At 55.7% G+C, this 25,210-nt stretch carries 26 protein-coding genes; 15 read left to right on the top strand and 11 right to left on the bottom strand.

Annotation, left to right across the window (positions count from 1 at the left end; all coding sequences use genetic code 11):
* The first annotated feature begins 219 nt into the window (after positions 1–219).
* Genes AC2T28_RS14890 through arsC form a run of 3 tightly spaced genes read left to right on the top strand, consistent with a single transcriptional unit; the run spans position 220 to position 1,951 of the window.
* A complete protein-coding gene (locus AC2T28_RS14890; protein ID WP_486748962.1) occupies positions 220–558 on the top strand; it encodes a DUF952 domain-containing protein in 339 nt (112 codons plus the stop codon).
* Entirely contained in the window at positions 555–1,613 is a 1,059-nt protein-coding gene (locus AC2T28_RS14885) for a quinone-dependent dihydroorotate dehydrogenase (protein ID WP_486748693.1), read from the top strand. Before AC2T28_RS14890 ends, AC2T28_RS14885 begins: the two co-directional genes overlap by 4 nt.
* A complete protein-coding gene (gene arsC, locus AC2T28_RS14880; protein ID WP_486748694.1) occupies positions 1,610–1,951 on the top strand; it encodes an arsenate reductase (glutaredoxin) in 342 nt (113 codons plus the stop codon). The genes AC2T28_RS14885 and arsC overlap by 4 nt, the downstream gene beginning before the upstream one ends.
* A gap of 54 nt (positions 1,952–2,005) precedes the next feature.
* Here the strand turns inward: arsC and AC2T28_RS14875 are convergent, their stop codons facing one another.
* The 3 genes from AC2T28_RS14875 to AC2T28_RS14865 are packed head-to-tail and all read right to left on the bottom strand — an operon-like array spanning position 2,006 to position 4,258.
* Positions 2,006–3,325, bottom strand: coding sequence for an MATE family efflux transporter (locus AC2T28_RS14875; RefSeq protein WP_486748695.1), 1,320 nt, complete (start codon positions 3,323–3,325; stop codon positions 2,006–2,008).
* On the bottom strand, positions 3,309–3,839 hold the full coding sequence (locus tag AC2T28_RS14870; protein ID WP_486748696.1) for a PaaI family thioesterase: 531 nt from the start codon (positions 3,837–3,839) through the stop codon (positions 3,309–3,311). The genes AC2T28_RS14875 and AC2T28_RS14870 overlap by 17 nt, the downstream gene beginning before the upstream one ends.
* Positions 3,836–4,258, bottom strand: a complete 423-nt coding sequence (locus AC2T28_RS14865) for a PaaI family thioesterase (RefSeq protein WP_486748697.1) — start codon at positions 4,256–4,258, stop codon at positions 3,836–3,838. The genes AC2T28_RS14870 and AC2T28_RS14865 overlap by 4 nt, the downstream gene beginning before the upstream one ends.
* Positions 4,259–4,374: 116 nt before the next feature.
* Between AC2T28_RS14865 and AC2T28_RS14860 the strand changes: the two genes are divergently transcribed.
* From AC2T28_RS14860 to AC2T28_RS14815, 10 genes are all read left to right on the top strand, one after another.
* Positions 4,375–4,743 (top strand): MerR family transcriptional regulator, encoded by a 369-nt coding sequence (locus tag AC2T28_RS14860; RefSeq protein ID WP_486748698.1) that lies wholly within the window; start codon positions 4,375–4,377, stop codon positions 4,741–4,743.
* Between the two features lie 245 nt (positions 4,744–4,988).
* Entirely contained in the window at positions 4,989–5,393 is a 405-nt protein-coding gene (locus AC2T28_RS14855; RefSeq protein WP_486748699.1) for a MerR family transcriptional regulator, read from the top strand.
* A 66-nt stretch (positions 5,394–5,459) separates the two neighbouring features.
* Positions 5,460–7,241: an acyl-CoA dehydrogenase C-terminal domain-containing protein gene (locus AC2T28_RS14850; protein WP_486748700.1), complete on the top strand. Its 1,782-nt coding sequence runs from the start codon at positions 5,460–5,462 to the stop codon at positions 7,239–7,241.
* A 51-nt stretch (positions 7,242–7,292) separates the two neighbouring features.
* A complete protein-coding gene (locus tag AC2T28_RS14845) occupies positions 7,293–7,505 on the top strand; it encodes a hypothetical protein (RefSeq protein ID WP_486748701.1) in 213 nt (70 codons plus the stop codon).
* Between the two features lie 35 nt (positions 7,506–7,540).
* Positions 7,541–8,695 carry an acyl-CoA dehydrogenase family protein gene (locus AC2T28_RS14840; RefSeq protein ID WP_486748702.1) on the top strand — a complete coding sequence of 385 codons (1,155 nt, stop codon included), beginning with the start codon at positions 7,541–7,543 and terminating at the stop codon, positions 8,693–8,695.
* 49 nt (positions 8,696–8,744) lie between these two features.
* Entirely contained in the window at positions 8,745–9,377 is a 633-nt protein-coding gene (locus tag AC2T28_RS14835) for a glutathione S-transferase family protein (protein WP_486748703.1), read from the top strand.
* 10 nt (positions 9,378–9,387) lie between these two features.
* Positions 9,388–10,599: an acetyl-CoA C-acetyltransferase gene (locus AC2T28_RS14830; RefSeq protein ID WP_486748704.1), complete on the top strand. Its 1,212-nt coding sequence runs from the start codon at positions 9,388–9,390 to the stop codon at positions 10,597–10,599.
* A 6-nt stretch (positions 10,600–10,605) separates the two neighbouring features.
* Positions 10,606–11,142 carry a riboflavin biosynthesis intermediates N-glycosidase gene (gene ybiA, locus AC2T28_RS14825; RefSeq protein WP_486748705.1) on the top strand — a complete coding sequence of 179 codons (537 nt, stop codon included), beginning with the start codon at positions 10,606–10,608 and terminating at the stop codon, positions 11,140–11,142.
* A gap of 48 nt (positions 11,143–11,190) precedes the next feature.
* On the top strand, positions 11,191–11,676 hold the full coding sequence (locus tag AC2T28_RS14820; RefSeq protein WP_486748706.1) for a cupin domain-containing protein: 486 nt from the start codon (positions 11,191–11,193) through the stop codon (positions 11,674–11,676).
* Positions 11,673–13,871 carry a 3-hydroxyacyl-CoA dehydrogenase NAD-binding domain-containing protein gene (locus AC2T28_RS14815; protein WP_486748707.1) on the top strand — a complete coding sequence of 733 codons (2,199 nt, stop codon included), beginning with the start codon at positions 11,673–11,675 and terminating at the stop codon, positions 13,869–13,871. The genes AC2T28_RS14820 and AC2T28_RS14815 overlap by 4 nt, the downstream gene beginning before the upstream one ends.
* Before the next feature lie 77 nt (positions 13,872–13,948).
* Here AC2T28_RS14815 and AC2T28_RS14810 read toward each other — a convergent pair whose 3' ends face one another.
* The 3 genes from AC2T28_RS14810 to speB all read right to left on the bottom strand — a co-directional run bounded on the left by AC2T28_RS14810 (position 13,949) and on the right by speB (position 16,542).
* Positions 13,949–14,638, bottom strand: coding sequence for a Hint domain-containing protein (locus tag AC2T28_RS14810; RefSeq protein ID WP_486748708.1), 690 nt, complete (start codon positions 14,636–14,638; stop codon positions 13,949–13,951).
* 195 nt (positions 14,639–14,833) lie between these two features.
* Positions 14,834–15,499, bottom strand: a complete 666-nt coding sequence (locus AC2T28_RS14805) for a sulfotransferase family 2 domain-containing protein (RefSeq protein WP_486748709.1) — start codon at positions 15,497–15,499, stop codon at positions 14,834–14,836.
* A gap of 68 nt (positions 15,500–15,567) precedes the next feature.
* On the bottom strand, positions 15,568–16,542 hold the full coding sequence (gene speB, locus AC2T28_RS14800; protein WP_486748710.1) for an agmatinase: 975 nt from the start codon (positions 16,540–16,542) through the stop codon (positions 15,568–15,570).
* A gap of 253 nt (positions 16,543–16,795) precedes the next feature.
* Here speB and AC2T28_RS14795 point away from each other — a divergent pair, with 253 nt between their 5' ends.
* Both AC2T28_RS14795 and AC2T28_RS14790 read left to right on the top strand, forming a co-directional pair.
* Positions 16,796–18,424, top strand: coding sequence for an AMP-binding protein (locus AC2T28_RS14795; protein WP_486748711.1), 1,629 nt, complete (start codon positions 16,796–16,798; stop codon positions 18,422–18,424).
* Positions 18,425–18,505: 81 nt separating this feature from the next.
* Positions 18,506–19,519, top strand: coding sequence for a hypothetical protein (locus tag AC2T28_RS14790; protein WP_486748712.1), 1,014 nt, complete (start codon positions 18,506–18,508; stop codon positions 19,517–19,519).
* Positions 19,520–19,615: 96 nt separating this feature from the next.
* Here AC2T28_RS14790 and AC2T28_RS14785 read toward each other — a convergent pair whose 3' ends face one another.
* From AC2T28_RS14785 to AC2T28_RS14765, 5 genes are all read right to left on the bottom strand, one after another.
* Positions 19,616–20,941: an SPOR domain-containing protein gene (locus tag AC2T28_RS14785; protein ID WP_486748713.1), complete on the bottom strand. Its 1,326-nt coding sequence runs from the start codon at positions 20,939–20,941 to the stop codon at positions 19,616–19,618.
* 138 nt (positions 20,942–21,079) lie between these two features.
* On the bottom strand, positions 21,080–21,712 hold the full coding sequence (gene upp, locus AC2T28_RS14780) for a uracil phosphoribosyltransferase (protein WP_486748714.1): 633 nt from the start codon (positions 21,710–21,712) through the stop codon (positions 21,080–21,082).
* Positions 21,713–22,696, bottom strand: coding sequence for an adenosine deaminase (locus tag AC2T28_RS14775; RefSeq protein ID WP_486748715.1), 984 nt, complete (start codon positions 22,694–22,696; stop codon positions 21,713–21,715). It lies immediately after the preceding gene.
* Positions 22,693–23,904: a phosphopentomutase gene (locus AC2T28_RS14770; RefSeq protein ID WP_486748716.1), complete on the bottom strand. Its 1,212-nt coding sequence runs from the start codon at positions 23,902–23,904 to the stop codon at positions 22,693–22,695. Before AC2T28_RS14770 ends, AC2T28_RS14775 begins: the two co-directional genes overlap by 4 nt.
* A complete protein-coding gene (locus tag AC2T28_RS14765; RefSeq protein WP_486748717.1) occupies positions 23,904–25,208 on the bottom strand; it encodes a thymidine phosphorylase in 1,305 nt (434 codons plus the stop codon). Before AC2T28_RS14765 ends, AC2T28_RS14770 begins: the two co-directional genes overlap by 1 nt.
* Between the last annotated feature and the right edge of the window lie 2 nt (positions 25,209–25,210).

Here is a 25,210-nt window from a genome sequence, read left to right as displayed (position 1 = left end):
GTTATCGCCCCGATGGACACGAATGATGCATCCACGTTGGGGAATATGACATTCTTGCGTCCAGCTGTCGGAATCGCAAGACTATTGTCGCAACTTCCCCAACTGCCCCTTTGAATAGGCCACTTACATGACGCTGAAATGACGGTTTCGCTGCCTATTTAGGCAGCGTTACAAAGCCAAATGCTTGACCCCGGCGCAGCCGCAGGGCATCACGCCTTCATGCTGATTTACAAGATATTCCGCGCCGACGAATGGGCCGCGTTCGACTCACAGGGTGAAACTTTGGGCGCTCCGATCGACCTAAGCGATGGTTTCATTCATTTCTCAACCGCCAAACAGGCCGCAGAAACGGCCGCCAAGCATTTTGCCGGGGCCGAGGGCCTGATGCTGCTGGCCTTTGAAGCCGACGACATGGGAGACGCCCTGAAATGGGAAGTGTCCCGCGGTGATGCATTATTCCCGCATCTGTTTCGCACGCTCAAACTGTCCGAGTTGCTGTGGGTAAAACCCCTGCCGCTGGTTGACGGCGCACATCAATTCCCGGCGGAGATGGCATGAAACTGATCGAGAAAATCGGCCTCACAGCCCTGCACCGAATGGACCCAGAAGCAGCCCATGGTCTAGCCATTAAAGCCTTGAAGATGAGGATGACCCCAACACCGGGTGCGGTCACCTCTTCTCGGCTAAAAACAACACTGGCTGGGATTGATCTGCCCAATCCCGTGGGCCTTGCTGCGGGATTTGATAAGAACGCCGAGGCGCTGACGCCGCTGAGCCAATCTGGCTTTGGCTTTATCGAGGTCGGTGCCGCCACCCCTCGCCCACAGCCCGGCAATCCCAAACCCCGCCTGTTCCGCCTGACCGAAGACAAGGCGGCAATCAATCGCTTTGGGTTCAACAACGAGGGCATGGAGCTAATCGGCCAGCGGCTTGCACAGCGCCCCAAGGATGCTGTGATTGGTCTGAACCTGGGGGCCAACAAGGACAGTGACGACCGCGCCGGTGATTTTGCCCGTGTGTTGGAGCACTGTGGCGCACATCTGGACTTTGCGACGGTGAATGTGTCCTCTCCCAATACTGAAAAATTGCGGGATCTGCAGGGCAAGGCTGCGCTGTCGGCGCTGTTGTCTGGCGTGATCGAAACCCGTGATGGGTTGTCGCGCAGGGTGCCGGTGTTTTTGAAAATTGCACCGGATCTGACCGTTGAAGAGCTACAGGACATTGCCGAGGTCGCTGTGGAAACCGGAATTGACGCGGTGATTGCTACCAATACCACCCTGTCGCGTGAAGGGCTGAACAGCCCCCATAAAGGCGAGATGGGTGGGTTATCTGGTGCGCCGGTCTATGAGAAATCCACCCGCGTTCTGGCGCAGCTGTCGAAATTGCTGGACGGACAGGTTCCACTGGTCGGCGTTGGTGGCATCAGTTCACCTGAGCAAGCCTATGCCAAGATCTGCGCCGGGGCCAGTGCAGTACAGCTGTACACAGCGATGATCTATCAGGGTCTGTCCCTCGCTGGTGACGTTGCCCGCGGCTTGGACGACTTGCTGGCCCGTGACGGGTTCAACACCGTGGCCGAGGCTGTCGGCAGTAAACGAGAGGACTGGCTATGATAAGTTATTGGCACAACCCACGCTGTTCCAAATCGCGCGCCGGTCTGGCGCTGTTTGAGGGGAAAGGCGTTGAGGTTCAGACCCGGCTTTACCTGACAGATGCGCCATCACTGGAAGAGATCAAACAGGTTCAAGCCGCACTTGGCGTTTCGGCTATTGAAATGATGCGCTGCAAGGATGCCCTGTTCAAAGAACTGGGTCTTGGCAAAGACAGCTCGGAGGCGGAGCTGTTGGCTGCCATGGTTAGTAATCCGGCTCTGATTGAGCGCCCGATTGCCATTTCAGGTGACACGGCCGCAATAGGTCGCCCAACCGAGGCGCTTGAGGCCCTACTCTGATCAGCAAGCCGTTTTCTGCGCAGAAAACGTCCCGGATTTTTTCAAAACTCCGGGTTACGTTGCGCGGGCTTCAAGAGCTGGATAGCGGAGCCCCAAACTGATCCCGCGCGCCACAAATGAGATCAAAAGAGCCATCCACAGACCATGGTTGCCCAGCAATGGGACAAGCGCAGCAACGGCAGCGGCATAGACTGCAAAGCTGACTATCATCATGTTTCGCATGTCACGTGTTGCTGTTGCACCAATGAAAATCCCATCAAGCATCCAAGCAGCCCAACCCAGAGGTGGCGCTAGAACCATGTAGGGCAGATAAATTCGCGCCGTCTCGCGAACCTCTTCTGATGTCGCCATGATGTTGATGATCGTCCCCCCGGCCAGCGCAAAAATAATTGCCAGGACAACCACTACAACCAGCCCCCAAAAACTGGTCAGCCAGGCGCTTCGCCGCAAAAGTTGGCTTTGACGGGACCCAACCGCCTGCCCCACCAGCGATTCTGCCGCAAAGGCAAACCCGTCCATCGCATAGGCAGTGATAAGCAGGAACTGTAACAACACCTGATTGGCTGCCAGGACCACATCCCCAAACCCTGCGCCAAAAAATAAAAAAGCTACAAACATTGCCTGCAACAACAACGAACGGATCAGGATATCGCCATTGACCATGGCCATATTGCGTAGGCGGTCACGATCAAAGACCTGTACCCAGTTGTGCCAGTCCGGCATCCGAAGGACGCCGCGACAAAACCATATGCCCAACGCCAGCGCCGACCATTCGGCAATGAAAGTCGCATAGGCAACCCCGTTCACGCCCCAGCCCAACTGCAAGACGAACCACAAGTCCAGCAGGATATTGATGCCATTCATCCACAACTGCAGCACCAGAACAGCGCGGGTGCGTTCCTGTGCAATCAACCAGCCAGTAATGCCATACAACCCAATAGCTGCCGGTGCAGACCAAACCCGAATGCGCAGATAGTCTTTGGCCAGTCCTTCGACCTCGGGTGTGGCCGGTGCCAGCTGGAAAGACAGATAGAACAACGGCGCTTGCAGCAAGATCAAAGCCAGACCAGCACCAAACCCGATCAGCAATGCGCGTGTTAACAACGCTGCCACTTCACCGCGTTCGCCCGCTCCCAATGCCTGACTGGTCAGACCAACAGTCCCCATCCGCAGGAAACCAAACACCCAGTATAGAGCAGAGAGAATTATCGCCCCGATGCCGACGGCCCCAATCGGAGCAGCCGCTCCCATTTGCCCAACCACGCCGGTATCCACCGCCCCCAGAATCGGCACGGTGGCATTGGACAGCACAATCGGCAGTGCAATCTTGAGCACCCTCCGGTGCCCCAGAAACGTATCAGTTTTTTGCTGCATCGCGTTTATCCACGCCTTGCGGCATCAGGAAGTGGCCGACAGCCTGGGCAAAAGGGCGGTCCTTGTTGTCCTGCCAGGCCTCGACCCTCACGCTGGCAAAGCGGCGACCCGAGCGGGCGACAACTGCGCGAGCATAGGCATCACGCGGCAATCCAGACCGCAGGTAATCAACAGTAAAATCGATAGTCTTGGGCTGTCGGGGCAGTTTACCTGCCGCCAGATCGTCTGGGTCGATCTCGCCCGCTTCGATCTTGGGCCAGAGATGCTGCCAGTTCAGCGCCATCATCGCGGTCATTTCCAGAAAGGCCGCTGTTGCGCCGCCATGAAGCGCGGGCAGAAACGGATTGCCGATCAGTTTCTCATCAAAATTCATCTGGCCGGTCAACTCGTCCCCACGCCGGTCAAAACTGATGTTCAGAAACCGGATATAGGGCACCGAGGACACCAGCGCGGACAAGGCAGCATCGCGACGTTGTTTGACAACCTGCATGGGCTCGGGACGAGGACGGCTCAAAACGTGGCCTCCACAGAAAAGGCAGCTGTTGCGGTGGCAACCGGGCGGTCCTTGTCATCATCCAGTGCAACCGCACGCACAAAGGCCACGTTACGGCTTATGTGATGGCAAGTGGCCTTGGTTGTAATGGTCTGCCCAGGGGTGGCCGAGCGCATGTATTCGATCCGCAAGTCAATTGTGGCTGTGCCGCCGGGGGCTTCGGGATGGCTCATCACAGCGGCACCGCAACAGGTGTCCATCAGGGCAGAAACCGCCCCACCGTGAACGACACCGGTACTTGGGTCACCGATAAGTTTGACATCATAGGGCATGGTGATCTCTGCCATACCGTCACCAATTTGGGTGAGCACCATCCCCAGTTCTTGGGCATGGGGAATTGCCTGAATGAACTGGCGGGCCAATTGCGACTTTTCAACCATTGTGATGTCCCTATGATTTGAGCGACTTTATGCGCAGCCGACTTACCAATGAGCAACCCCAACCTGTTGCACAACGCAAAGCAAGTGCCTAGTTTGCCCTCAAGGGAGGATCATGGATGACCGAAACGAGATTGTCATTCAAAGAGATGTGCGCGGCGTTTGATGTGACGCCACGGACATTGCGGTACTATGAGTACATAGAGTTGTTGAAGCCGGATCGTGAAGGTCGCTCAAGGTTTTATACGGCTCGTGAACGTGCCCGAATGAAATTGATCATGCGTGGACGCAGGTTTGGGTTTCAGTTGGAGGAAATCCGCCAGTGGCTATTGATCTATGAAAACGAAGGCGATCAGGCGCAGGCGCAGGCCTTTCTGGAGATGGCTGACCGGCAAATGATCGAGCTACAGTCTCAGCGTGAGCAAATTGATGAGGCCATGGCCGAATTGAGCAGCCTCCGCAAAGTGGCCGAAAAAGATTTGGCCTGAGCAAGAAAGTTACGAGATATCGCACCATAAACCCTGCCTTGTGCAGGGTTTTTTCTTTTTTGACACGTTACTTACTCTGTAACGGGCAGCATAATTTTTTCAATTTCCGAGCACGTATTCATTTAGACCCTACGTCACATCCAGAATTGACGCAGCGTACAACTTACGTAAACGTCAAGAAAATGTTGTAAGCTAGATCTGTACAGCTCAGCTTATGACTGCAACCCGTAGCAAGAGTATCCGAGATGACTGATGAAGAAACCCTAACGATCCGCGAAATGTGCGACACCTATGAGGTTACGCCGCGCACCTTGCGATTTTACGAAGCCAAAGAACTGTTGTTTCCAATCCGAGAGGGTCAGAAACGGCTGTTTACCAAGCGAGACCGGGCACGCCTGAAGCTGATTCTGCGCGGCAAACGGTTTGGCTTTAGCCTGGAAGAAATTCGTCAGCTTCTGGATCTCTACCATATGGGTGACCAGCAGCACACGCAGCTGTCGCGCACATATGACATTGCTTGTGATCGGCTGGCCGACATGGAGCGTCAACGAGATGAGCTGAACGAGGCCATTGACGACCTGAAGCAACAGCTAAAGTGGGGCGAGAAAGTTATCGCCTCGGTCAAGTCCGGTCAGAAAGCCGCTGAATAGCTCCAATAGCGCCCTTGCGTTGCTGTTGTTGCACACCCGTAGTTCCAAGATATCAGAGAGCCCCCGATGCCAGTTTATTCCGCCCCGACCAAAGACATGCAGTTTCTGTTGCACGATGTTCTCAAGGTTACCGCATCAGATGTCCCCGGCTATGACGAGCTGGACCCTGAGTTCACCAGCGCGATCCTGGAAGAAGCCGGTAAAATTGCGGGTGAAGTTCTTCAACCCTTGAATGTTGTCGGTGACACCGAAGGTTGTTCGCTGGAAAATGGCGTGGTTCGCACCCCTACTGGTTTCAAGGCAGCCTTTGACCAGATGAAAGTAGGCGGCTGGACCGGGTTGGATATGCCCGAGCAATATGGCGGCCAGAACATGCCCTATGTCATGGGCACTGCTGTGGGTGAAATGTTCTCGGGCGCAAACCAAGCGTTTGTGATGTATCAGGGCCTGACCCATGGCGCGGCATCCGCCATTTTGGCACATGGCACCGACCAGCAGAAAGATACCTATCTGCCCAACATGGTGTCTTGTGAGTGGACCGGTACCATGAACCTGACCGAGCCCCATTGTGGCACCGATTTGGGCCTGATGCGCACCAAAGCCGAGCCACAAGACGATGGCAGCTACAAGATTTCGGGACAAAAGATCTTTATCTCGGCTGGCGAACACGACATGGCCGATAACATCATTCACCTTGTATTGGCCAAGATCCCTGGCGGCCCCGATGGCATCAAGGGTGTGTCCCTGTTCATCGTGCCCAAGTTCCACGTCAACGAAGACGGCAGCCTGGGCAACCGTAACGGCGTGTCCGTTGGCAACATCGAAAAGAAAATGGGCATCCACGGCAATTCAACCTGCGTGATGAACTATGACGAAGCCACGGGCTATCTGCTTGGTGACATGCACAAGGGTATGCGCGCCATGTTCACCATGATGAACGAAGCCCGTTTGGGTGTTGGCATGCAGGGCGTATCTCAGGCCGAAGCCGCCTATCAGAATGCGGTGGAATACGCCAAGGATCGCCTACAGGGCCGCGATGTAACTGGACCGAAGAACCCGGATGGGCCAGCTGATCCGCTGATCGTGCACCCGGATATACGCCGTTCTTTGATGGATCAGAAAAGTTTCACCGAAGGCGGTCGCGCGTTTCTGCTTTGGGGCGCGTCGATGATCGACGCTGCGCATCGCAATGAAGACAAGGATGCCGACGGGCTGGTTTCATTGCTGACCCCTGTGATCAAGGGCTTCCTGACGGATGAAGGCTATGACATGACCGTGCGTGCCCAGCAGGTTTATGGCGGTCACGGCTACATCGAAGAACACGGCATGAGCCAGTTCACCCGCGACGCCCGTATTGCGCAGATCTATGAGGGGGCCAACGGTGTGCAGGCGCTGGATCTGGTGGGTCGCAAACTGGGTGCCGATGGCGGCAAGCACGTGATGGCCTTCTTTGAGATGGTCAAAACCTTCTGCAAGGACAATGGCGACATTTCCGAAGCCTTCACTGCCGATTTCGTTGAGCCGCTGAAAGCTGCGAGCAAGGACCTGCAAGCCGCTGGCATGTACTTCATGCAGAACGGGATGAAGAACCCGAACAACGCGCTGGCCGGGTCTTATGACTTCATGCACATGTTTGGCCATGTCTGCCTGGGCCTGATGTGGGCGCAGATGGGTAAGGCAGCCCAAGGCGCGCTTGAAGCTGGGGCCTCTGACGCTGCGTTCTATGAGACAAAGCTGACAACTGGCCGGTATTATATGGCACGTCGCCTGCCTGCCACTTCGATGCATCTGACCCGTATTCAAAGCGGCGCAGATACTGTGATGGCGCTGCAGGCTGACCAATTCTAAGATAGGGATGGCGGGAATTCCCGCCTTTCCACCCTGTTTCAAGGATCTGATATGCCTAAACGATTTCGCCTGACCCGACGCTTTCCAGTTGCCATGACCGAAGACGGCTATCGCCGCCTGAAACGCTTTGCAACTGAGGCTGGGCTGGACGAAGGCGAGGCGCTGTCGTTTTTGTTTGAAAATTTTGACAGTGTCACCGACGCCGAAAATCTGCCTCATCGGTTGCGCTTGTTCAATGCCGATCTGGACGTCAGGAAACGATAGATAAGCGCCGGAACGAGCGTGCCTAGGGGAGAGATATGACATTTAGCACCACCCAATCTGCCTGGATGACGGACGAACACCAAATGCTGGCGGATATGACCGCTCAGTTCATCACCAACGAATGGATGCCACTATATGACAAGTGGCGCGACCAAGGCATGATGGACCGCGACACTTGGGGCCAAGCCGGTGAATTGGGTCTGCTGTGCCCCTCAATCCCCGAGGAGTTCGGCGGTGCGGGGGGGGACTTTGGTCACGAGGCCGCCATCCTTCTTGAGGCCAGCCGCGCCAATTTGGCCAGCTGGGGCAACGGCATCCATTCAGGCATCGTCGCCCACTACATCCTTGCCTATGGCAGCGAAGAGCAAAAACAGCGCTGGTTGCCCAAGATGGTATCTGGGGAGTTCGTTGGTGCGCTGGCGATGACTGAGCCATCAACCGGATCGGATGTTCAAAACATCAAGACCAAGGCCATCCGCGAAGGCAACGCCTATCGCTTGTCAGGGCAGAAAACATTCATCACCAATGGCCAGCACGCTAACCTGATCATTGTGGCCGCCAAGACCGATCCGTCGCTTGGATCTAAAGGTGTGTCGCTGGTGGTGGTTGAAACCGATGGGGCCAGTGGGTTTCAACGTGGTCGCAACCTCGACAAAATTGGGCTGCATGCGGCCGATACGTCCGAGCTGTTCTTTGACAATGTGGAAATCCCACCTGAAAACATCCTTGGCCAGACCGAGGGCCAGGGGTTCTACCAGATGATGAAGCAGTTGCCACAGGAACGGCTGATCATTGCAGCAGGTGCCATCGGCGCAATGGAAGGCGCGGTTGAACGCACCATCGCCTATTGCAAAGAGCGCGAGGCCTTTGGCGGGCCGCTGACACAGTTCCAGAACACCCGGTTCAAGCTGGTGGAATGCCTGACCAAAACCAAGGTTGCGCGAGCGTTTTTTGACGAATGCATGGCGGACCATCTGCGCGGTGAACTGACGGTCGAGAAAGCCGCGATGGCGAAATACTGGATCACCGACACCCAGGGCGAAGTGCTGGATGAATGCCTGCAAATGCACGGCGGTTATGGCTTTATGCAGGAATACGCCGTTGCTGAAATGTGGACTGATGCACGGGTGCAGCGGATCTATGGCGGCACAAATGAGATCATGAAAGAGCTGATTTCACGCAGTCTCTGACATCAACGCAGGTCCTGGACCTGTGACAAGAATAAATTGGGAGAAGACCATGACCATTAAACTGCACTGCTTTGGCGAAAGTGGCCATTCTTATAAGGCGGCATTGGCGCTGGAACTGGCGGGTTTGGATTGGGAACCGGTGTTCGTAGACTTTTTCAGCGGCGTTCATCGCAGCAGCGAATACCGCGACCTGAATGTGATGGCTGAAGCCCCGGTGATGATCGACGGCGATGTCCGCCTGTCGCAGTCTGGTGTCATCCAGCAGTATATCACCGACAAGACTGGCAAGTTCGGTGGCGCGCCAGAGGACAAATACGAAGTTCTGCGCTGGGTGCTGTGGGACAACCACAAACTGTCCAGCCAAATCGGAATGACCCGTTTTTTGATCAACTTCCTACCGGAAGAGAAACGCCCGGCTGATGTGATCGCCTTTATGAAGGGACGCCTGCGGGCAGCGTTCACCACGTTAAACATGCACCTAGAGGGCCGCGAGTGGATGGTTGGCGACAGCCTGACCAACGCGGATCTGACCTGCTGCGGCTATCTGTTCTACGAAGAGCCCTTTGGCTTTGACCGCAAGGACTACCCCAATATCGACGCCTGGCTGAACCGCATCAGCGCCCTGCCCGGCTGGAAACACCCTTATGAATTGATGCCCGGCAACCCGTCGGACCGAGTTTGAGGAGAGCATCATGACCGAAGCTTATATCTATGACGCGCTGCGCACACCGCGTGGCAAAGGCCGCAAAGATGGCAGCCTGCACGAAGTGACCTCGCTGCGCCTGTCGGCGCTGACCCTGAATGCGGTCAAAGAACGCAACAATCTGGACGGCCACGCGGTTGAGGACGTGATCTGGGGCAATGTCACCCAGGTCAAGGAACAGGGCGGCTGTCTGGCGCGCTCGGCCGTGTTGGCATCCGATCTGGATGAACGCATCCCCGGCTTAGCGATCAACCGGTTCTGTGCCTCGGGTATGGAGGCCGTCAATCTGGCCGCAAACCAGGTCAAAGGCGGCGCAGGCAATGCCTATATCGCCGGTGGCGTTGAAATGATGGGCCGCGTGGCGATGGGCTCGGACGGTGCGGCCATTGCCGTGGATCCAACACTGGCGATGGATCAGTACTTTGTGCCGCAGGGCATCTCGGCCGATATTATTGCGACTGAGTATGGTTTCACCCGTGAACAAGCCGACGCATTGGCAGTGGAATCCCAACGGCGCGCATCGCAGGCCTGGGCAGAAGGCCGCTTTGACAAGTCTGTCATTACTGTTCGCGACCAGAACGGGTTACCGATGCTGGACCGCGATGAATACATGCGGCCTCAGACTGATATGCAGTCACTGGGCGCGTTAAACCCTGCGTTCCAGATGATGGGTGAGCAGATGCCCGGATTTGATAAGGTCGCGATGATGAAATACCCGCATCTGGAGCGGATCAATCACATCCACCACGCGGGCAACTCGTCCGGAATCGTCGATGGCGCAGCCGCTGTTTTGATTGGCAACAAAGAGTTCGGCGAAGAATATGGCCTGACCCCTCGTGCCAAGATCAAGGCTACCGGCAAGATCGGCACCGACCCGACCATCATGTTGACTGGCCCGGTTCCTGTCACCCAGAAGATCCTGGCCGACAATGGCATGGTGATCGGTGACATCGACCTGTTCGAGGTCAACGAGGCCTTTGCCTCTGTCGTGATGCGCTTCCAGCAGGCGTTTGACGTTGATCCCGGAGTTGTAAACGTCAATGGCGGTTCCATCGCCATGGGCCACCCGCTGGGCGCAACAGGAGCGATCATCATCGGCACATTGTTGGATGAGCTGGAACGTCAGGACAAGGAAATGGGTCTGGCCACACTGTGTATTGCATCCGGCATGGGTGCCGCCACAATCATTGAACGCGTCTAAAGAGCCATGAGCAACCACGCGAAAAAATATCATTTCTTTTGGTCGGGCCCGTTTAGCCAATGGCAACGTAGCGGATTTGAACATGCCGGGCAGCAGTTTGAAACTGCTGAACAAGCAATGATGTATGAGAAAGCAATTCTGTTTGGTGATCAAGACGTTGCCGCGCAGATCCTTGCAGAGCCTGAACCTGGGCGTCAAAAAGCGCTTGGCCGACGGGTGCGTGGATTTGAAGAAGCTCAATGGGACGAAGCTAAGGCCCGGATCGTTACTGAAATCAACAGGTCGAAATACGGGCAAAACAAGGGGCTTCGGCGGAAGTTGTTTCAGACAATCCCACTACAATTGGTCGAGGCAAGCCCTGTCGACACCATTTGGGGTATTGGCTTGGACAGGGCTGCCGCCGAGGAAACACCACCTGACCTTTGGCCAGGGCAAAACCTGCTTGGTCAAATCCTCATGCAGGTTCGAGACGAACTCGCAAAGACCTATCCGGAAGAGGCGCACGCATGTGCTCCAACGAATACGGAGGAAGTTAATGAATAACCTAACAAAAACGGCACCCTCGCTTTCAAAGAGCTGGAGAAATATCTGATGCCAAAGCTAGATCTTTCCCAAATCCCGTTTCGCAGTGGCTCGGTTTATCCCGGCAAGCTGGATGCCGAGGTCAAAGGCCGCAGTAGCCAACGGTTGGGCGATGCCAGTGGCATCACCCAATACGGCGTGAATATTGTGCGGCTGGAACCCGGCGGCCTGTCGTCGCTGCGCCACTACCATATGCAGCAGGACGAGTTCCTGATGATGACCGAAGGCAAGCTGGCGCTGATCGATGACGACGGCGAACACGAGATGCTGCCCGGTGATTGTGCCAGCTTCCCCGCTGGCGACGCCAATGGCCACCACTTGGTGAATAAAACAGATGCGCCCGCCGCTTTTTTGGTGGTGGGTACGCGCACCGAAACTGAAACTGCTTTTTACAGCGATATTGACATGATGGTGAAGGTTGACCCGGACGGTTACGCCTTTACCCGCAAGGACGGCAGCCCATTGACGGCTGACCAGATCGGAGATGAGACATGACCGATTTTACATATGACGTCGACGCAGATGGCGTGGCCATCATCACCTGGGATGCCGTTGGCAAGTCCATGAATGTGCTGACCCGCAAGGCCTTTGGTCTGGTCGAGGACTACATCGACCGCGCACTGGCAGATGATGCTGTCAAAGGCGTGGTGATCACCAGCGGCAAGAAAGACTTTGCCGGAGGCATGGACCTGAACGTGCTTGCCAGCATCCGCGAAGAGTCTGGCGACGAGCCAGCCCAGGGCCTGTTTGATTTCACCATGAACGGCCACCGTATTCTGCGCAAGCTAGAGCGCGCCGGGATGGAACCCAAGACCAACAAGGGCGGCAAGCCGGTGGCCTGTGCTATCAACGGCACCTGCGCTGGCATTGGCACCGAGATTGCGCTGGCCTGTCATCACCGGGTGATGACCGACAATCCAAAATCCAAAATTGGCCTACCGGAAATCATGCTAGGAATCTTCCCCGGCGGCGGCGGCACCATCCGCTATTCGCGCATGGTTGGTGCGATGGCGGCGGCTCCGGTCTTGCTGGAAGGTAAGATGCTGGATCCGAAAAAGGCCAAGGGTGCAAAGTTGATCGACGCGGTTGATGTCAACCCGCTTGAGGCTGCTCGTCAGTGGGTGCTGAATGCTAAGCCTGTGGACATCGTTAAACCCTGGGACGCCAAGGGCTATAAAATGCCCGGTGGTGCCCCGTATCACCCTGCTGGCTTCATGACCTTTGTTGGTGCCAGCGCCATGATCAATGGTAAGACACAGGGTGCCTTTCCTGCGGCTAAAGCTCTGCTGAGCGCTATCTATGAGGGCGCGCTGGTTGATTTTGACAATGCGCTGAAGATCGAGGCGCGCTGGTTCACCCATGTTCTGATGAACCCATCGTCATCCGCAATGATCCGCAGCCTGTTCATCAACAAGCAGGCTTTGGAGAAAGGCGCGGTCCGTCCCGAGGGCGTCGAGGACCAGTCGGTCAAGAAGATTGGCGTTTTGGGCGCAGGCATGATGGGCGCAGGAATTGCGCTGGTTTCAGCGCAGGCAGGCATGGAAGTGGTACTGGTTGACCGCGATCAAGAGGCCGCCGACAAGGGCAAGGCCTATTCCGCGACCTACATGGACAAGGGCATCAAGCGCGGCAAGGCCACACCCGAGAAGAAAGAGGCGCTGCTGGAGCGGATCACCGCAACGCCAGACTTGGAGCAGCTGAAAGGCTGTGACTTGATCATCGAAGCGGTGTTCGAAGACCCAGGAGTCAAGGCCGAGATGACCAAGAAGGTTGAGGCGATCATTCCCGGGGATTGCATCTTTGCCTCTAACACCTCGACCCTGCCGATCACCGGTTTGGCCGAGGCATCGGTTCGTCCTGAACAGTTCATTGGCATCCACTTCTTCTCACCTGTTGAAAAGATGTTCCTGGTGGAAATCATCAAGGGTGAGAAAACCGGTGATCGTGCTGTGGCCAAGGCGCTCGACTATGTGCGTCAGATCCGCAAGACACCAATCGTGGTCAATGACGCGCGGTTCTTCTACTGCAACCGCTGCATCATCCCTTATGTAAACGAAGGTGCGCGGATGATCACCGAGGGTGTATCACCTGTATTGATCGACAACGCAGCACGCCAGCTTGGTTTTCCTGTGGGCCCAGTCCAATTGACCGATGAAACTTCGATTGATCTGGGGGCCAAAATTGCCCGCGCCACCAAGGCAGCCATGGGCGATGCCTACCCGGAAAGTGCGGCGGATGATCTTATCTTCTGGCTCGAAGAACAGGGCCGTTTGGGCCGCAAAGCAAACGCTGGTTTCTTTGACTACGACGAAAAAGGAAAGCGTGTTGAGTATTGGAAGGGCGTGCACGACAAGTACCCGCTGGCCGAAGATCAGCCCGACCTGATCGAAGTTCAAGAACGGTTGATGTTCTCTCAAGTTCTGGAAGCCGTGAAAGCACTGGAAGAAGGTGTGTTGGAAGACATCCGCGAAGGTGACGTTGGTGCCGTTCTGGCCTGGGGCTTTGCGCCCTGGTCTGGCGGGCCGCTGAGTTGGTTGGATATTCTGGGCACGCCTTATGCCGCTGAACGCTGCGATGCGTTGGAAGCGAAGTTTGGCGAACGCTTTGCTTGCCCGCCATTGTTGCGTGAAATGGCAGCCAAGGGTCAGAGCTTTTACGGGCGGTTTGATCCAAGCAAACAGGCCGCGTAAGTTTACAAAAGAAAGAAGCCACTGCAGGTATTCTGCAGTGGCTTTTTGTTTACTCAAGTTTATCTTACGATGACCGTTTAATGGCGCGCCGAAGAGAACTGTTGCGTATCAGGCGTAGCTGCCCCCAGCGTCATGTCCCCTGACCAAAACTCTTCTTCAGCAACGATGTTGCTGACCAATTCCCGTGCTTCATTGGGCGGCAACACACGATACAGGCTCTCTTCGATACCAGCCATTTCCAGAATATTGCTTCGTGTCGGGCTAAAACCTAACAGTCCTGCTTCCAGATATATCACCTCATCCCGTGCAAAACGCGGCACAATGATTTCCAACCGCTGACCCACTGGTGCACGTTCGATGCCGCGATACCCTTCCAAAGTACAGGCAGGCACCACCACAAATGGATCACCCTGTGCATCAATGGCAAGGTCGCTTTCCAACAGTATGCCTTGATCCGGCATGACCCACATAGGTGCACGATTGTTCAATGCATCCTTTGGCACCATCATAGGGCTATGAGCTGCATCCATTGCCCCTTCAGTTACCAAAAACGTTTCACGGTGCATCTCGGTAATCAGCTGCATACCATGATCAAAGGTCAAAACTCTGTCGCCAACACTCAACGCTTCAACTGGGCGCCAGCCTAGGTTTGAGGCGACGTGGGTACCTGCAAAAAATCCACCCAGGCCAGTTGGCATCATCTGATAAGTACTGCTCAACCGAGACGCCACTCTTGGTGCCCTACGCTTGGTGATCCAATCAAACATCGTCTTTTCCTTCTAAAAAGACGGCCCTGCCCGATGGCAAAAGCGCGCGCAATTTCATCTATCCAAAAAGCCCGAACTTCGGGCCGTAAATGGGCCGAATAAAGGCATCTCGGAGTCATTGTCGGCATCCAAAGCTCAATGCATTCAAAAGCAACGAATTGGGCCCCGTTTGGATGACAACAGCTCAACTTCTAATCAGAGGGGTAACGGTGAATCGTTAAAATAGTATTCAAATCGTTTGATATCTTCTGCGCAGCTTTGGGCCACGGCCTCGGCGCTTTGATCATCATAGTATTTCCGCCAGTCGCGTGACCGAACAGAGGTATTGCTAAGCGGTAATTTCAGCTCGAACCCCAAGTGATCAAACAACGGTTGGGCATCAACTTCGAAGTGTTCGAGCCGGATAAATAGCTGGCATTGTTCACTCCCATCGGCATGACGCATATATGAAGAGGCTGTTGAGGTCCTAAAGGATGCCATCGTTTGGGGATGACAGACAAAGTCGGTAAAATTCAGATGCTTGGCCAAATCGACCGACGGATGTTCAAAGCTCTGGTCTATTAGCCAGTGATAATAACTTACAGCCCGATCCCATGGATTACGCACCAAGGTAAAGGCAAACAGGCCTCGCAGTTGGTCACCGGGAATCAACCCTTCGATGTCAGCCATTGTGGAATGCTTCCACTTGCGTCCGCGGGTGGTGATATCTTTGACCCGATGTCGTCTGCGCGATGATTTGGGTGTGTCGCCCAGCATGATGTCATCGGCCATGGCCCGGTCTTCAAGCGCCAAAGCCAAGGCCGTCCCTCCCGTTTTCGGGATGTGAATAAAAACATAAGAACGGCCAAGAGAGAGGATCATATTCGAAGGCTATGCCATTGGTTCAAAAAAGGAAACCACGGCTTTACAACCACCTGACACAGCCGGGATCACTCGGCTGGCACTTTGTTATGAAAAATGAACCCTAAGAAGTTCAACAGCAATTGGGCTGCCAGGACCTGTGTGCTTTCGGTTGGATCATAGGCCGGTGCGACTTCGACTAGATCTATACCCACCACATCGCCACGCGCGCTCAGTCCCTGTAAGATTTCCAACACATCGTAATACATGAAGCCACCATGGCTGGGGGTTCCTGTACCTGCAGCGATGGATGGGCAAAAAGCATCGATATCGATGGTCACATAGTACCGGGCCCCTTGTGGGATCCTGTCCAGAACCCCTTCGGTTCCCAGCTCACGTACTTGCCGAACTGACAGGATGTCAGAGCCTCGGGCGCGGGCGTCGTCATAGCCCTCTTTGGCAGTCGACGACACATTGCGAATGCCAAGCTGTGTCATCCCCGAGACATAGTCTTTTTCAATCGCCCGGCGCATCGGGTTTCCGTGCCCCACTGTTACGCCGTGACGTTCATCTACAAAATCCAGATGCGCATCGATCTGGACCACGTGGATCGGGCCCTGTTCAGCGCAGTTCTCGGCAAAGGCGTTGATGCAGGGAATGTTGATGGAATGATCACCACCAATGGTCACAGGCAGCGCGCCTGCATCCAAGATCTTTTTGACCCCATACTCAATGTTGGCGTGGCTTTCTTGGGTTTTGGTGTGAATGATATCTGCATCACCGATGTCAACAATCCGTACATCGCTGCCCAGATAGGTTGCGTCGTCCTCGTGATCATAGGCCCCGGCATGACCAAAGCTGAACAGGGTCGAGGCCTCGCGCACCGCACGCGGACCAAAACGCGCCCCAGGGCGAAACTGACAGCCAAAATCATAAGGTGCCCCAAGGATTGCCACGTCAGCGTCAATCCTGTCCCAATCCGAGACATACTCTTTTTTGGCAAAGGTTGAGATGCCGACAAAAGGCAGGTTCAGGCGGCCGGATGCATAACCGTGATCTGACATATTCTTCTTCTCCCCAAGTCTAATTAATAAAGAGCGTTCAAGCGTTTTAAAGGAGTAGTATGCAGCCCAAACTGATTGTCAATTTCTGCGTGGGTACCCCAGAAAGTAGACTTTTCAGGTGCGGTCTTGGAACCCATGGTCTCACACAAGTGTTTCAAAGCGTAATGAAATCACTCTACCCCTTCCCAAGTGAAATAAGATTGCGCAGTATCTTCTGGTTACTCAAACACAATGGACTAAGCGGAGGATTGCTATGGGTTGGATGGCTGACGAGGCAGGGCTGGAGAAGACTGCGGCAAACCATGTGGCGCTTACGCCGCTGTCACATCTTCGGCGCGCGGCAACTGTATTCAAGGATCATCTTGCTGTCAGCTATGGCCCCCATCGCAAAACCTATGGGGAATACTACCAACGGTGCAGCCAGCTGGCCTCGGGGCTTGTGCAGATGGGCGTGAAATCCGGCGATGTTGTTGCGACACTCATCCCAAACCTGCCTGCCCAAGCCGAAGCCCATTTTGGTGTGCCCGCCTGTGGTGCGGTGCTGAATACTATCAACACGCGGCTTGATGTCTCAACAGTGGCTTATATTTTTGACCATGGCGGCGCCAAGGTGGTGTTGGTCGATCCCCAGTTCATCGCGCTCGCCGAATCCGCAATAGCAGAGATGCAAGGCCCGGCCCCGACCCTAATCGAGGTTGCCGATGAGCATGCCGGTTGGCCTGCCAGCGGCCGGTACAAGAGTTATGAGGACCTCCTCAGCGGAGGCGAACCGGATTTTGACTGGATCACGCCCGACGACGAATGGGAGAGCTTGGCACTCAACTACACCTCGGGCACTACAGGCCGTCCCAAGGGGGTCGTCTATCATCACCGTGGTGCTTATCTCATGACCATGGGGACAGTGGTGTCGTGGCGCATGGTGCTGCATCCGGTTTATCTGACCATTGTTCCACTGTTTCACTGTAATGGCTGGAACCACACCTGGATGATGCCGCTGATTGGTGGAACATTGGTATGCTGCCGAGATGTCACCGCGCAGGCCGTTTACAACGCCATCCATGACGAAGGCGTCACTCATTTCGGCGGGGCCCCCATTGTGTTGAACATGATCGTCAACGCAGCTGACGAGGACCGGCGGGACTTTGACCACAAGGTGGAAGTCTTTACCGCAGGTGCGCCCCCTGCCCCAGCCACATTGGCCAAGATCGAGGATCTGGGGTTCAACGTCACGCAAGTTTATGGGCTGACTGAAACCTATGGTCACATCACCGAATGCTACTGGAAAGGTGGTGACTGGGATGAACTGGAAAAATCTGGCGTAGCCGCCATCAAAGCACGGCAAGGCGTTGCCATGCCAATGATGGAACACGTGGTGGTGCGCGATAGTAATCACACTCCGGTGCCAATGGATGGTGTTAGCCAGGGCGAGATTGCCATTCGTGGCAATTCGGTCATGAAAGGATACCTGAAGAACCCAGAGGCAACGGCAGAAGCCTTTGCTGGAGGGTATTTCAATTCCGGCGACATTGCGGTGCAGCACCCCGACAGCTATGTGCAGATCGCTGACCGGGCCAAAGACATCATTATCTCGGGCGGAGAGAACATATCTTCTGTCGAAGTTGAAGGCGTTTTGATGGAGCACCCAGACGTTAACCTGGCTGCGGTGGTAGCAAAACCGGACGACAAATGGGGCGAAGTCCCCTGTGCTTTTGTTGAACTAAAGCCTGGAGCAGACATAAACGAACGTGGGCTGATTGCCTTTAGCCGTCAAACACTGGCCGGGTTCAAGGCTCCAAAACACATCGTTTTCCAAGAACTCCCCAAAACCTCGACCGGGAAAATCCAAAAGTTCGAGCTGCGCAAGCTTGCCAAGGATATCTAGGCGTGGGCGCAAAGGCATTTGCCGGCCTTGCTTTGCCGTGTTAGCGTCAACCAAGATTGAGGAAATGGCACGAACGGGCATATGACGGCACTGAAAGAATACCAACGGCTTGAGGCTGCGGGATTGTGGCGTGCGAAGCCCGAAGATCAACGCCGTGATGTGGTTGTCTCCATTGGCGATGCCACGTTGACCATTTCTAACATGCAAGATCAGCCATTAGCACATTGGTCGCTGGCCGCATTGGAACGCCTAAACCCTGGACAATTCCCCGCAATTTTCCACCCGGATGGGGATCCGGGTGAAACACTAGAGCTGGACCAGGATGAAACCGCGATGCTCGACGCCATCGACAAGCTTCGCAACGCAATTGAAGGTGCACGTGCCCATCCGGGACGATTGCGCACCGTCAGTGTCCTTGGCGGTCTGGGATTGGTCGCCGCATTGCTGGTTGTCTGGCTACCAGGCGCAATGATGCGTCATACGGTTAGCGTTGTTCCCGAAATCAAACGCAAGGCCATTGGCCAAGCCTTACTGGGACGCATCGAAAGAGTGTCCGGACAGGCGTGCTCAACCCAGGAATCAGCCCCAATCCTTGCCCGCTTAGCCGAGCGGACCGGCGCACGGCAGATCGTCATCTTGCGCGAAGGTGTGGCTCCAAGTCTTCACTTACCCGGCGGCATCATTTTGCTGAGCAGTTCGCTGATCGAAGATCACGAAGATCCCGCGGTCGCGGCCGGTGCCGTTTTGGTGGAACGTGCCAGAGCCGAGGCCAGTGACTCTTTGGAAGAAGTTCTAAATGCTGGTGGAATGCTGTCGACGTTCCGGCTCCTTACAACTGGGAAGCTGGACCGCAACAATCTTGATCAATACGCAGAATCAGTGGTGAACACCCCACGCCCGGACGTTCCTGAAGACAAAATCCTGGCTATATTTGCCCAAGCAGCAATCCCCACTACCCCGTACGCCTATTCGCAAGACGTCTCCGGAGAAAAGGTGTTGGGCTTGATCGAAGCCGACCCCATGGCGGGGCGCAGTCTGGAACCTGTTTTAAACGATCGCGATTGGGTTCAACTGCAAAATATTTGCGGCACTTAGCGCGGCACTCTTTGCAAATCAGCTGGGCTTTGGGACCAATGGCTCAGCCAACACATCCCCCCCTGCACTATTTGTGCGCAGAGAATTGTGCATGAACTACTTGCTAAGTCGCGCACCTGAAAAACCTGCATCCCGCACCTGGACCAGCGCAGTCTGCGCTGCAGAATCTGCATTATACGGTCCGGCTAGGACAACCTTATAAACTTGGCCCCTACGTGTGACACTGCCAAGCCTTACCGGAAGCCCTTGGGCAGCGAGCCCCTGTGCTGCGGCCTGCGCAACGGTGGGATCAGCATAGGTGCCCGCGCGGACATAGCGGCGCGTGGAAACCGCAGCACTGGGCTGTGGGGCATCCGGTGCAGATCGTGTTGAAAGGCGCAGGACCAGCCCCTCGTCTGCTTCTGCCGGGCCTTGTGCCACTTCCGAAGGCAAAGTGACAACGGGCCGATCAACAGGCAGTGGCACCAATTCACGAGGCACAGTACGCGTCCAGATCAAATCTGTCTGCGCATCACCTTGGGCTGTTCGCAACGCACGCTGGGTATTCAGACGATTATCGTCCCGTGTAGCCAGTACATAGCCCGCTGGCACCTCTACGCGACCTGTAATCACCGCAGGTTTCAAAGTTCGCTCGGCACGTTGAAGGTTCAGGCGGTCATCGGTCCAGACCGTGCGATACCCCGCAGGTGCTGATAGCCCCTGACTATGGCGTCGATCCTGATAAACATGAGTGGGCACAACCCGCGTATTGGGTGTCAGGCGCAACGAGGATTGTGGGCTAATTCCAGACCCATTGCCGTAGGTCACTGGCGACACGGCTTGTGGACCACAGCGCGCGCCGTCGTTCATATACTGTCGACTAATCTCGGACACACCGGCACAGTCGTCCGAAACTGCTGGCGCGGGAGCTCGGGGGACCGGAGCCGTTGCGACAGGATGCTGGGCCGGTTTTGGAGGCGTTGGTGTGACCTTAATAGGAACCGCAGCCGGAGCGGCGCTGGTTTGGGTTGAAGTTGTCGAAGGTCGCTGAGGTTTGGTTGGTGCTGGCGTTGCAGGTGGCGTAGAGCTGGCCACCGAAGCGGCCGGTTTTGCCGGAGTTGGTGTTGTTGCAGCAGGCTGTTGCGCGGTGGGGATGGTGATCAGCTCGGGTGCAGCACTTTGGCTTGGGGCACTGGTCGCACCTGCGACAGCAGTTGGCTTATAGCCACATAGCTGTTTGCGAGACCGGCTCACACGTGGAACCCAGTTTACATTGCCGTCTACCCCAGCGCGGATATAAACACAGCCCTTGCTGTCGACGTATTGTTTACCCGTATAAGAGGCAGGCGGATATTCCGCCGGTGGCTTTGACTGGGCCTGCGCCCCAGGTACGCCAATCGCCCCTACGACTATGCTCATGGCAATAACTCTAGTGATTTTCATATCTGCGCCCCACAAAATATGGATTGAAGATGCCTGAAAATCGAATCAGTGGCAAGCACGGTTTGTGGACAATAATGTGGCAATCACGCAAATAGTTGCGCAATCGCCCCATAATTTTTCAACCAGAAGACCAGGTTTCTATTGGGTTCCGAACATACGGTCGCCAGCGTCCCCCAAACCTGGCATAATATAGCCTTTTTCGTTCAACTCACGGTCCAGAGAAGCGGTCACAATTGGGACATCCGGATGAGCTTCTTTCATCCGGGCAACGCCTTCGGGAGCAGCCAGCAAACACAGGAAGCGGATGTTGGTCGCCCCTGCTTCTTTCAGCAGATCAATGGCCGCGGCTGAACTGTTTCCAGTCGCCAACATCGGATCCACTGCGATAACCAAACGATCTTCCAGCCCTTTGGGCACCTTAAAATAATATTGAACCGGCTGCAGCGTTTCCTCGTCACGATAAAGACCGACAAAACCAACACGGGCGGAGGGGATCAGCTCAAGCACACCGTCCAGCATCCCGTTACCTGCACGCAGGATCGATACCAACGCCAGCTTCTTACCGGCAAGGATCGGTGCCTCCATATCCTCCATCGGGGTCTCGATGGTGGTGGTGGTCAGCGGCATCTCACGGGTGATCTCGTAGGCCAGTAGCTGCGTGATCTCGTGCAGCAAGCGCCGAAAACCAGCGGTCGAGGTGCCTTTGTCCCGCATCAGGGTCAATTTGTGTTGCACCAGTGGGTGGTCAACAACGGTCAGATGTTCACTCATTTAGCTCTCCAGTCTTTTCTTCACCCGGTCTCGGGTGGTGTCGTCACAAAATGCCGCCGACAGCGCAGTTTCATTTATTGCTGCAAAGTCATCAGCGCCCCAGCCAAAGGCCTGGTTCAGCATCTCATACTCGCGGCGCATGGTTGTGTGGAAAAACGGCGGATCGTCAGTTGAAACGGTGACAGGAACGCCTACATTGCGCAGCTTGGCAATTGGATGCGAGGCAAAATTGGGGAACAGTCCCAATACCACGTTAGAGCCTGGGCAAACCTCGAGCACTGTGCCGCGATCTACTAGCTCGTGCACCAGGTCGGCATCTTCAATGCAACGCACACCGTGGCCAATTCGTTCAACGCCCAGAACACGCACCGCGTCACGAACACTTTCGGGGCCACCAAATTCACCGGCGTGCGTGGTCAAACGCAAGCCTGCCTCGCGCGCGCAATCAAAACTCCAGGCAAAATCGCCCTGCGTATACATGCCCTCGTTGCCCCCCATGCCGAAGCCAACAACCCAGTCGCCCGCAGTATGCGATGCGCAACGTGCGGCTTTTTTGGCAGTCTCAGCGCCAAAATGGCGCACACAAGTCACGACCCCTCGCAATGTGATGCCAAACTTGGTTTCAGCTTCTTCAGCCGCATCTTGGATTGCAGCCAGATAATCCTTCCACGCCACCATATCACCGCCACCGCAGAAATCCGGGCTAATGAAGCTTTCGGTGTAAACCACTCCGTTTGCAGCACTTTCCTCAAGAATAGCGAGGGTCAAACGGCGAAATTCTTCTGGGCCGGTCAGAACCTCACTTGCGGCTTCATATACCGATAGGAAGTGAGCGAAATCGCGGAAGTCATAACTTCCGTCCGGGCGGAAAATTCCGCTCAGATCCATTTTTTTCTCATGCGCCAGCTGACGAATGAATTTCGGAGGGGCAGCGCCCTCGTGATGCAGGTGCAATTCGATTTTCGGCAGATCAGCTACAGTCATAAGAAACTCCTTCCCGGGCCTTCTGACACAACACCCAGATGCTCTGCAACGCTGGCCGCGACGTCGGCAAAGGCGATAGGACCAATCGATCCAGTACCAAGGCCAGCAATCAACACCGGCACCTGTTCACGGGTATGGTCGGTTCCCGGCCAGCTTGGGTCATTGCCGTGATCAGCTGTCAGCAACAACATGTCGCCTTCTTTCAGCATGCTAAGTATTTTTCCAATTTCACCGTCAAACCATTCGAGCGCGCGCGCATATCCAGAAATATCGCGGCGGTGACCGCAAACGCTGTCGAACTCGACAAAGTTGGCAAAGGTCAGGCTGCCATCTTTGGCATCCTGCATCCGCTCAGCCAGATCACTCATCAACTTGGCATCCGCACCTTTTTCAAGGGTATCAATACCCTGCATGGAAAAGATGTCACCGATTTTACCGATTGCGTGAACAGCACCACCGGCGTTTTGCACCCAGTTGGTCAGGATCGGAGCCGGAGGCTTAATGGCAAAATCCCGACGGTTGGTGGTGCGGGTAAACCCATCCTGAGCATTGCCGATAAAGGGGCGCGCAATCACCCTGCCAACCTTCATCTCGTGGAGACGTGGCGCAACCGCCTCACACAAATCAATCAGACGATCCAACCCAAAGCTCTCTTCGTGGGCGGCAATCTGCATCACGCTGTCGGCCGAAGTATAGACAATCGGCTTACCCGTGTTCATGTGCTCTTCGCCAAGTCGTTCAATAATGGCAGTGCCCGGTGCGTGGCAGTCACCCAGAACACCGTCCACACCTGCCGCCTCGGCCACATATTGGCTTAGGTCAGATGGAAAGGACGGCACCGTGTCCGGGAAAAAGCACCAATCCCAGGGCACCGGCAGGCCTGCCAGCTCCCAATGGCCTGATGGCGTATCCTTGCCCCGGCTTATTTCCGCAGCACATCCCCAGCGCCCCTCGGGCTCAGCATCCAGCCCCGGCACAGGCACCGAAGAGGCCAAGCGCATCGCGGCACCCAGCCCCAGACGCTCTAGATTAGGCAAGGCCAGCGGACCACTACGCCCCTCCTCGGCCCGCCCCTCGGCGCAGGCTTGGGCGATGTGCCCCAATGTGTTGGCCCCAAGGTCTGGCAGGTCACCATTGTAGAAACTGTCGGCGTCTGGAGCACCGCCAATGCCGACGGAATCCATCACCACCAAAAACGCGCGCGGCATCAGGAGATCCTTTCGTGAATCAAGTCAGGCACGGGCTGAGCCTTGGACGAAATTGAAATCGCCGAGTGAACCGTGGTTTCAGCCAAATTGGCCGCGTCCTCGCGCGCGGCATGGACAACCGCAATCTGCTGACCTTTTTCAACTTTTTGCCCAAGTTGGACCAACCCCGCCAGTCCAACAGACGGGTTGACTTGATCGCTTTCAACCATCCGCCCCCCACCAAGCCGAACAACTGCCAGCCCCAAAGCCTCGCCATCTATCGCGGTGATGTAACCTGTTTCTTTGGCCTGAACCTCTCGGATCACTGTGGCCTCGGGCAGGAAACGCTGCCAGTTGTCGACAAAACCCAATGGCCCACCAACAGCGGCGATCATGCGCCCAAAGCGTTCAGCCACCTGCCCGCCAGACAACATATCGGAAATGCGGGTCGCCCCATCCTGTTCATCTTTGGCAAGACCGGCATCTGCCAGTAAAACCCCACCCAGAGCTGCCGTAATCTCAGCCAGAGGGCCATGCGCTTTGCCTGTCAGCACCTTCATGACCTCGGCCACTTCCAGCGCGTTGCCCAATGCAGGGGCCAGCGGTTGGTTCATATCTGTGATCACTGCCGTGGTTCGACAGCCAGCGGCATTGGCGGTCTCGCTGAGCGCTTGGGCCAGTGTCCGGGCCTCCTCAACGGTTTTCATAAAAGCGCCTGAGCCCACTTTGACGTCTAGCACCAATCCGTCCGGGCTGGCCGCAAGCTTTTTCGACAGGATCGACGCGGTGATCAGATCGAGGCTTTCAACAGTCGATGTCACATCTCGGATGGCATAGAGCCGTTTGTCAGCAGGAGCAATTTGAGCTGTTGCACTGACAATGGCACAGCCAGCGTCCCGCATGATCTGCTCCAGACGCTCCTGCGGGACCTGTGTCGTCACCCCCGGGATCGCCTCCATTTTGTCCAGAGTTCCACCGGTATGGCCCAGCCCACGCCCCGAAATCATCGGCACATAGGCACCACATTCAGCCAAGGCGGGTGCCAGCAAAAGCGATACGCAGTCGCCGACGCCCCCGGTCGAGTGTTTGTCCAGCACCGGGCCGTCCAGATCCCAAGCCAGCACATCGCCACTGTCTCGCATGGCCAGGGTCAGAGCCCGTCGGCCTTCGGCCCCAAGCCCACGCAAACACACAGCCATGGCAAAAGCACCGGCCTGAGCATCACTGACGCTCTCATCTGCCAAACCTTGGGCGAACCAACGCAATTGTTCTTCGGTTGGCGTTTCGCCTCGACGCAATGTCGCAATAATGGCGCGCGCGTCCATTG

The organism is Parasedimentitalea nitratireducens (assembly GCF_057444295.1).
This window is presented reverse-complemented; position numbering and strand designations above follow the sequence as displayed.

What these genes read in the sequence shown, in the direction of transcription:
- AC2T28_RS14785 (WP_486748713.1), bottom strand. Translation starts at nt 20,941, where the DNA reads ATGAAAATCACTAGAGTTATTGCCATGAGCATAGTCGTAGGGGCGATT.
- speB (WP_486748710.1), bottom strand. Translation starts at nt 16,542, where the DNA reads ATGTCAGATCACGGTTATGCATCCGGCCGCCTGAACCTGCCTTTTGTC.
- AC2T28_RS14850 (WP_486748700.1), top strand. Translation starts at nt 5,460, where the DNA reads ATGCCAGTTTATTCCGCCCCGACCAAAGACATGCAGTTTCTGTTGCAC.
- AC2T28_RS14790 (WP_486748712.1), top strand. Translation starts at nt 18,506, where the DNA reads ATGACGGCACTGAAAGAATACCAACGGCTTGAGGCTGCGGGATTGTGG.
- AC2T28_RS14890 (WP_486748962.1), top strand. Translation starts at nt 220, where the DNA reads ATGCTGATTTACAAGATATTCCGCGCCGACGAATGGGCCGCGTTCGAC.
- AC2T28_RS14820 (WP_486748706.1), top strand. Translation starts at nt 11,191, where the DNA reads ATGCCAAAGCTAGATCTTTCCCAAATCCCGTTTCGCAGTGGCTCGGTT.
- AC2T28_RS14840 (WP_486748702.1), top strand. Translation starts at nt 7,541, where the DNA reads ATGACATTTAGCACCACCCAATCTGCCTGGATGACGGACGAACACCAA.
- ybiA (WP_486748705.1), top strand. Translation starts at nt 10,606, where the DNA reads ATGAGCAACCACGCGAAAAAATATCATTTCTTTTGGTCGGGCCCGTTT.
- AC2T28_RS14875 (WP_486748695.1), bottom strand. Translation starts at nt 3,325, where the DNA reads ATGCAGCAAAAAACTGATACGTTTCTGGGGCACCGGAGGGTGCTCAAG.
- AC2T28_RS14845 (WP_486748701.1), top strand. Translation starts at nt 7,293, where the DNA reads ATGCCTAAACGATTTCGCCTGACCCGACGCTTTCCAGTTGCCATGACC.
- AC2T28_RS14765 (WP_486748717.1), bottom strand. Translation starts at nt 25,208, where the DNA reads ATGGACGCGCGCGCCATTATTGCGACATTGCGTCGAGGCGAAACGCCA.
- AC2T28_RS14815 (WP_486748707.1), top strand. Translation starts at nt 11,673, where the DNA reads ATGACCGATTTTACATATGACGTCGACGCAGATGGCGTGGCCATCATC.
- upp (WP_486748714.1), bottom strand. Translation starts at nt 21,712, where the DNA reads ATGAGTGAACATCTGACCGTTGTTGACCACCCACTGGTGCAACACAAA.
- AC2T28_RS14805 (WP_486748709.1), bottom strand. Translation starts at nt 15,499, where the DNA reads ATGATCCTCTCTCTTGGCCGTTCTTATGTTTTTATTCACATCCCGAAA.
- AC2T28_RS14775 (WP_486748715.1), bottom strand. Translation starts at nt 22,696, where the DNA reads ATGACTGTAGCTGATCTGCCGAAAATCGAATTGCACCTGCATCACGAG.
- AC2T28_RS14795 (WP_486748711.1), top strand. Translation starts at nt 16,796, where the DNA reads ATGGGTTGGATGGCTGACGAGGCAGGGCTGGAGAAGACTGCGGCAAAC.
- AC2T28_RS14835 (WP_486748703.1), top strand. Translation starts at nt 8,745, where the DNA reads ATGACCATTAAACTGCACTGCTTTGGCGAAAGTGGCCATTCTTATAAG.
- AC2T28_RS14830 (WP_486748704.1), top strand. Translation starts at nt 9,388, where the DNA reads ATGACCGAAGCTTATATCTATGACGCGCTGCGCACACCGCGTGGCAAA.
- arsC (WP_486748694.1), top strand. Translation starts at nt 1,610, where the DNA reads ATGATAAGTTATTGGCACAACCCACGCTGTTCCAAATCGCGCGCCGGT.
- AC2T28_RS14865 (WP_486748697.1), bottom strand. Translation starts at nt 4,258, where the DNA reads ATGGTTGAAAAGTCGCAATTGGCCCGCCAGTTCATTCAGGCAATTCCC.
- AC2T28_RS14860 (WP_486748698.1), top strand. Translation starts at nt 4,375, where the DNA reads ATGACCGAAACGAGATTGTCATTCAAAGAGATGTGCGCGGCGTTTGAT.
- AC2T28_RS14810 (WP_486748708.1), bottom strand. Translation starts at nt 14,638, where the DNA reads ATGTTTGATTGGATCACCAAGCGTAGGGCACCAAGAGTGGCGTCTCGG.
- AC2T28_RS14770 (WP_486748716.1), bottom strand. Translation starts at nt 23,904, where the DNA reads ATGCCGCGCGCGTTTTTGGTGGTGATGGATTCCGTCGGCATTGGCGGT.
- AC2T28_RS14855 (WP_486748699.1), top strand. Translation starts at nt 4,989, where the DNA reads ATGACTGATGAAGAAACCCTAACGATCCGCGAAATGTGCGACACCTAT.
- AC2T28_RS14885 (WP_486748693.1), top strand. Translation starts at nt 555, where the DNA reads ATGAAACTGATCGAGAAAATCGGCCTCACAGCCCTGCACCGAATGGAC.